Origin of the sequence: Sulfurovum sp., assembly GCF_049668085.1 — a bacterium.
In the GTDB taxonomy this organism is placed as follows: Bacteria; Campylobacterota; Campylobacteria; order Campylobacterales; family Sulfurovaceae; genus Sulfurovum.
Window position 1 is genome coordinate 1 of the sequence record NZ_JBATIY010000176.1, and the last position, 1,660, is coordinate 1,660.

General features: G+C 39.4%; 2 protein-coding genes. One reads left to right on the plus strand and one right to left on the minus strand.

The genetic code is table 11. The annotated features are described in order from the left end of the window. Positions 1-98: 98 nt before the first annotated feature. Positions 99-1,064, minus strand: coding sequence for a helix-turn-helix domain-containing protein (locus WBM70_RS10805; RefSeq protein ID WP_424558509.1), 966 nt, complete (start codon positions 1,062-1,064; stop codon positions 99-101). Positions 1,065-1,238: 174 nt separating this feature from the next. On the opposite strand from WBM70_RS10805, the gene WBM70_RS10810 reads away from it, so the two are divergent. Continuing rightward, a partial coding sequence (locus tag WBM70_RS10810; RefSeq protein WP_424558510.1) for a sulfatase-like hydrolase/transferase occupies positions 1,239-1,660 on the plus strand: 422 nt, incomplete at its 3' end.

A 1,660-nucleotide genomic window follows, 5' to 3' on the forward strand; every position in this document is an offset into this window, starting at 1 on the left:
CTGCCCTTTTAAAGTTGCTACATCACGCTACAGCGAGAAACGTTATATTCTATGTTAGATTATAAGGTTTTCAAGAAAAAGCTGATCTTGTTTGGAAATCAACTATCAGTTTTTTCTTTCTTTGCTATCTCTGAAGGCAGATAGCCAAACATCTCTTTATATTCTTTAGCGAGACGGCTTGGATGAAATAACCCTTCCTCGAAACTTATTCTTGTTATGGAAGGATTATCAGCCGAATCTTTAATAAGTGAATTTCTAAATTTCCCCAGACGGTACCGTGAAAGATACTCTTTTGGGCTAAGTCCGAATATTTTCTTAAATGACGAACGAACAGTACGTTCGCTTGTATTCAAAGTATCACAGATCTCTTTGATCGTGATGTCTTCCCTGTAATTCTTGTCGATATAGTGATGTAAAGCAATAGCATCTTTTTCACTGCTAAGAAGTTTATGCTCTTTAACCGCTCCGATATAAGAACAGAGGGTTTGGATGATGTTGTTCTCTATCTCTTCTGTCAATGCACTGTCATTGACCCACTCATCCAGGTTTTGTGTAAGATAATCTCTCCAACGGTCAAGATCGTACTCGATACTACGGCCTTTTGTGTGTATCAACTCGATTCTATTCTTTTCTCTATTGTATGTGAATGGTAGACCAAATAACGCTTTGTATATTTTTTCAAAAAATGCTTTTTCAATCACTATCGTAACATCATAAGAAGCACTTTTAGAAGTAAAATCAATCTCATCACTATCATCAAGTACCAAAAGTTGACTAGAAGTAAGTGGCAAACCATTATGTGTGATCTCCCCGATACCATCACTATAGTTAAATATATAACTGTTTGCTGGAGGTTTTCCTTTTAGAATAATACCATGCGATCGAACGGCCTTTGTTATTTGTATATGTGGAGTATGTATACCATGCAAGGATCCGGTGAATGGCCCTTTTTCTATCTGGATCTGTTCCAGTTCCCAGAGTTTGGTCTTTTCTGACAATTCTTCATGAGAAGAAAAATTGACATCTATAATAAAGCCAGATATTTCATCATGGTTATCTTTCACAGGAACTCCAAGTGTTGATTCATAAATTAAGTAAAAATTATATCATAACTTCTTGAGTCATTATAAATTGATATATGACCAAGTTTATGACAATATCTCCGTTTTTGTATATACACCCTTTTCACTTTCTGCTAAACTAGTAGGATATCTATTAATAAAAAGGAGGATATAAGTATGAAAAGAAAATCATTTATTAATTTGATTTCAGGTGCTCTTGTAAGCACATTGTTTGTTGCAACTGCAGCATATGCAGGACAAACGGATAAACCCAACATCGTTCTAATCAATATGGATAACTTCGGTTACGGTGAACTGGGTGTTTACGGCGGGGGTATTCTCCGGGGTGGCGCCACGCCGCGCATCGACAAGCTGGCCACTGAAGGGATGCGCTTGACGAATTTCAATGTCGAGGCGCAATGTACTCCCAGTCGCGCGGCGCTGATGACAGGGCGCTATGCTGTACGTACGGGGAATGGTTCTGTGCCGCTCTCATCCCCGAAATATGGCTTGACCCAGTGGGAATACACCATGCCGGAGATGCTGGGCGATGTGGGTTATGCCACCGCTATGTTCGGCAAGTGGCATCTCGGCCAGAC